The organism is Streptomyces prasinopilosus, assembly GCF_001419695.1.
GTDB classification, from domain to species: domain Bacteria; phylum Actinomycetota; class Actinomycetes; order Streptomycetales; family Streptomycetaceae; genus Streptomyces; species Streptomyces prasinopilosus.
This window is the reverse complement of the sequence record NZ_LIRG01000242.1, coordinates 1-3,663: the sequence shown is the minus strand read 5'-3', so window position 1 is coordinate 3,663 and position 3,663 is coordinate 1. Positions and strand designations below refer to the sequence as shown.

The 3,663-nt window shown below is 74.0% G+C and carries 3 protein-coding genes and 2 pseudogenes; 1 reads left to right on the top strand and 4 read right to left on the bottom strand.

Annotation, left to right across the window (positions count from 1 at the left end; translation table 11 throughout):
• The 4 genes and pseudogenes from AOK18_RS34175 to AOK18_RS11540 all read right to left on the bottom strand — a co-directional run.
• Positions 1–112, bottom strand: a pseudogene (locus AOK18_RS34175) (TetR/AcrR family transcriptional regulator); the annotation flags it as partial.
• 166 nt (positions 113–278) lie between these two features.
• A complete protein-coding gene (gene whiG, locus AOK18_RS11550) occupies positions 279–1,121 on the bottom strand; it encodes an RNA polymerase sigma factor WhiG (RefSeq protein WP_055694275.1) in 843 nt (280 codons plus the stop codon).
• Between the two features lie 347 nt (positions 1,122–1,468).
• Positions 1,469–2,647, bottom strand: coding sequence for a DNA-processing protein DprA (dprA, locus tag AOK18_RS11545; protein ID WP_079104962.1), 1,179 nt, complete (start codon positions 2,645–2,647; stop codon positions 1,469–1,471).
• 53 nt (positions 2,648–2,700) lie between these two features.
• Positions 2,701–3,399, bottom strand: a pseudogene (locus tag AOK18_RS11540) (ATP-binding protein); the annotation flags it as partial.
• On the opposite strand from AOK18_RS11540, the gene AOK18_RS30730 reads away from it, so the two are divergent.
• Positions 3,333–3,663, top strand: a 331-nt coding sequence (locus AOK18_RS30730) for an ATP-binding protein (protein ID WP_420865594.1), incomplete at its 3' end; no start/stop codon positions are given. The pseudogene AOK18_RS11540 and the gene AOK18_RS30730 sit on opposite strands and share 67 nt — an antisense overlap.

Sequence of the window (3,663 nt, the reverse complement as noted above, 5' to 3'; positions counted from 1 at the left end):
TCCCTGCTGTCCGAGGGCGGGGAAGGTCAGCGCCTCCGTACCCGCCCTCGGACAGCAGGGAGCGTGCCGCGTCCAGCAGGGCGGCGCGTTGCATCGACCGGTGCTCGGCCACGGAGGCCGCTCGAATCCTTGGCACGCCACCACTTTACGGACGCGCCGCGCGAGGTGGGAGTCCCAGGCCGAAACCGCAGGCCGGACGGCCGTATCGCACCGACGGGGCCTGCGCGGGCCCGCCATGGGCCCGGAGCGGGTCCGGGCGGCGGGCCGGGCCGGGCGGCTCAGCCCCGGAAGCTCGCCAGTTTCGCCCTGAGCTGGAGCACGGACTTGGTGTGGATCTGGCTGACCCTGCTCTCGGTGACTCCCAGCACGTGGCCGATCTCGGCCAGGGTGAGCCCTTCGTAGTAGTACAGCGTGACCACGGTCTTCTCCCGTTCCGGGAGGGTGTTGATCGCCCGTGCCAGGAACCGCCGCAGCTCCCGGTCCTCGGCCACCTCCACCGGGTTGTCGGCGGCGGTGTCCTCCAGGGTGTCCATCAGGCTGAGCCGGTCGCCGCCGTCGCCCCCGGCGTGCAGCAGCTCCTCCAGGGCGACGACGTTGGCGAGCGACAACTGGCTGAAAACCGCGTGCAGCTCGTCCACGGCGATGCCCATCTCGCCGGCGACCTCGCTCTCGGTCGGCGTCCGTCTGAGCCGCGCCTCCAGCGTCGCGTACGCCCGTTCCACCTTGCGCGCCTTCTGCCGCACCGAGCGCGGAATCCAGTCCAGGGCCCGCAGCTCGTCGATCATCGCGCCCCTGATGCGGGTGATCGCGTAGGTCTCGAACTTGATCTCCCGTTCGACGTCGAACTTCTCGATCGCGTCGATCAGCCCGAACACCCCGGAGGAGACGAAGTCCGCCTGGTCGACGTTGGGCGGCAGCCCCACGCTGACCCGGCCCGCGACGTACTTCACCAACGGCGAGTAGTGCAGGATCAGCTGCTCCCGCAGCCGCTCGTCGCCCGTCGCCTTGTACGACCGCCACAGCTCGTCGAGCGTCGAGGGAGCGGGCGGCCGCACGCTGCCACCGTCGCGGGCGGCTGGGTGGACCGCCGCCCGGTCTGACCCGGAGGTGTGCTGGGGCATTCGTCGCCTTGTGCCGTTCTGCAGTGGACTGGTACTGCCTGGGTGAGCCGTCTGTCTGGTGCCGAGGTGCCTGTCTGTGCCGCCTGTCCGTGTCGCCCGCGGTGTCGCCGGCCGGGCGCTCCCCCGTCCTGCCGCTCCATGCCGGCGTTCCACGGCGGGACGCTTGTGAGCGTAGCGTGACTACGGGGTCGCGGTGTGCGAGGGGATGAGGTCGGGGCGGGTGCGGGGGCATCCCGCGCACCACTCCACCGGGCGAACCGCGTCGCTCTGCGTGATCACCCGGGTGCTCCAACTGTCGTGTTTTCCAAGGGCTGTGGCCGTTCCCCCGGACGGCCGAACACCCTCCGTCAGGAAGCCTCGGAGCCGCTGTCGGCCGGAATCACCGCCTGGCGTGTCAACTTCCAGCCCTCGCCGTGTCGTTCGACGTAACCAAGTGCTCGCAGTTCGTACAGTCTCGCGATCGCGTCGTCCTGGGTGGTCCGCGCGTCGCGCGCGATCCCGTCGGCGAGGGCCGTGCCCCGCGCGGGCAGCGCGTCGAGGACCTGGCGGGCGGCGGGTTGCAGCAGATCCCGGGGCAGCACCGGTCCGCGTCGCTCCGGGGCGAGTTCTCCCATGTCTCCGACCAGTTCGACGATCTCCGCGGCGTCGGTGACCAGCACCGCGTCCCGCCTGAGCAGTTCGTGCACCCCGGCCGAGCGCCCGCTGGTGGCCGGCCCCGGCACTCCCATCGTGTGGCGCCCCAGGCGCCCGGCCACCCTGGCGGTCACCAGGGAGCCGCTGCGGTGCGCGGCCTCGACGACCACGGTGCCCCGGGTGAGCGCGGCGATCACCCGGTTGCGGAGGACGAACCTGCTCCGGGTCGGGTGATCACCGGGCGGCAGCTCACCGATGACCAGGCCTTGTTCCGCGATCCTGGTGATCAGCCCGGTGTGTCCGCGCGGGTAGGGCCGGTCGACGCCGCAGGCGAGGACGGCGACGGTGGCACCGCCGGAGCCGAGCGCTCCGCGGTGAGCGGCGCCGTCGATCCCGTAGGCGCCGCCGGAGACCACGACCCAGCCGCGCTCGGCCAGCTCGGCGGCGAGGGTGGCGGCCATGTGGGCGCCGTACTCGGTGCAGGCCCGGGCGCCGACGACGGCGACCGAGCGCAGCGCCCACATCCGCAGGTCGGCGGGGCCGCGCACCCACAGTCCGACGGGCCGGGCGTCCCCCAGGTCGTCGAGCTGCCGGGGCCACTCGGCCGTCCCGGGGTACACGAACCGCGCCCCCACGTCCCGTGCGAGGGCCAGGTCCCGGCCGGGGTCGGCCCGCTCGGCCCGCGCCAGCAGCCCGGCCCAGCGCCGGCCGCTCACCCCCGGCAGCGGCCGGCCCCCTGCCCGCAGCCGCGCCACCACCTCACGCGCGCCCAGCTCCCGCACCCATCGCCCACCGGTCTCGTCGCCGGGTTCGACGACGCGCGTGAGGAAGACCCGGGCGAGGAGTTCGCCGTCCCCGGGCTCGTCCACCGGTCCGTTCCCGGGCTCCCCCACCGGCCCTTCCGCCGGTTCACCGACGCGTCCGGCGGCGGACTCGGCGGCGCCGCTCACGTCAGCGCCCCGATCGCCATGGGGACCCCGCGCGGGACGCCGGTGCGCAGCTGCAGGGCGAGGGCGACGTCCCGGGCGTCGGGCCGGTCGCGGCCGACCAGGTCGGCGACGGTCCACGCGACCCGCAGCACCCGGTCCAGTCCCCGCGCGCTGAGCACTCCCCGCTCCAGGCTCCGCTCGGCCTCGTCCATCGCGCCGGGGGCCGCGTGCCAGCGGTTGCGCAGCTCCCGGCCGGGGACGTCGCTGTTGGTGCGCCACGGGGTGCCGGCGAGCCGCCGCGCGGCGCGTTCCCGGGCCGCGCGCACCCGGTCGGCGACCGTGGCGGTGGACTCGCCGCGGGCCCCCTCGGCGGTCAGTTCGGCGCGGGTGACGCGTTCGGCCTCGACCCGCAGGTCGACCCGGTCGAGCAGCGGACCGGACAGCCGGGCCTGGTAACGGCGGATCGACGAGGGCGGACACTCGCACAGGGTGCCCTTCGGCGAGTAGCGGCCGCAGGGGCAGGGGTTGGCGGCGAGCACCATGAGGAATTTCGCCGGGAAGCGCACCACGCCCGAGCTGCGCGCGATGACGACGTGCCCGGCCTCCAGCGGCTGGCGCAGGGCGTCCAGGGCGTGGCTTCCGAATTCCGGTGTTTCGTCCAGGAAGAGTACGCCTCGGTGGGCGAGGGACACGGCCCCGGGGCGTACTCTTCCTGGACGAAACACCGGAATTCGGAAGCCACGCCCTGGACGCCCTGCGCCAGCCGCTGGAGGCCGGGCACGTCGTCATCGCGCGCAGCTCGGGCGTGGTGCGCTTCCCGGCGAAATTCCTCATGGTGCTCGCCGCCAACCCCTGCCCCTGCGGCCGCTACTCGCCGAAGGGCACCCTGTGCGAGTGTCCGCCCTCGTCGATCCGCCGTTACCAGGCCCGGCTGTCCGGTCCGCTGCTCGACCGGGTCGACCTGCGGGTCGAGGCCGAAC